At 62.2% G+C, this 566-nt stretch carries 1 pseudogene; it reads right to left on the bottom strand.

The window, feature by feature from the left end:
• A pseudogene (locus ACM9LZ_RS25975) lies at positions 1 to 566 on the bottom strand (IS256 family transposase); the annotation flags it as partial.

Genomic DNA, 566 nt, shown 5'->3' with positions numbered 1-566 from the left:
CATCTTCCATTCTTTCTCGGCCCTGTTCAAGACCAGGAACAGCAATTTCAGCGCCGCCTCGTCATTGGGGAAATGCCCCCTGGCGCGGACGGCCCGGCGGAGCTTTGAATTCAGGGCCTCGATGGCGTTTGTTGTATAGAGTATGCGCCTGACCTCGCGGGGAAAGGCAAAGAACGGGATGACCTCCTGCCAAGCACGGCGCCAGGCCTTGCCGATAGCCTCATATTTCTGACCTCAGGGGCCTTCCTCGAATTCTGTCAGTGCCGCTTCGGCGGCCTTGTCATCCAGGGCGTCATAGACCTTCTTCAGGGCGGCGGCGACCGGCTTGCGGTCCTTCCAGGAGGCGAACTCCATGCTGTGGCGCAGCAGATGGACGATGCAGGTCTGCACGCTCGTCTCCGGGAAGGCGGCAGCGATGGCCTCGGGAAAGCCCTTCAGCCCGTCGACCACGGCCAGCAGGATGTCCTCCACGCCCCGGTTGTTCAGCTCGTTCAGAACCCGCAGCCAGAATTTCGCCCCCTCGTTCTGCTCAATCCACAGGCCCAGCACCTCCTTGGTGCCGTCCG

The organism is Niveispirillum fermenti (assembly GCF_048066175.1).
GTDB classification, from domain to species: domain Bacteria; phylum Pseudomonadota; class Alphaproteobacteria; order Azospirillales; family Azospirillaceae; genus Niveispirillum; species Niveispirillum fermenti.
This window is presented reverse-complemented; position numbering and strand designations above follow the sequence as displayed.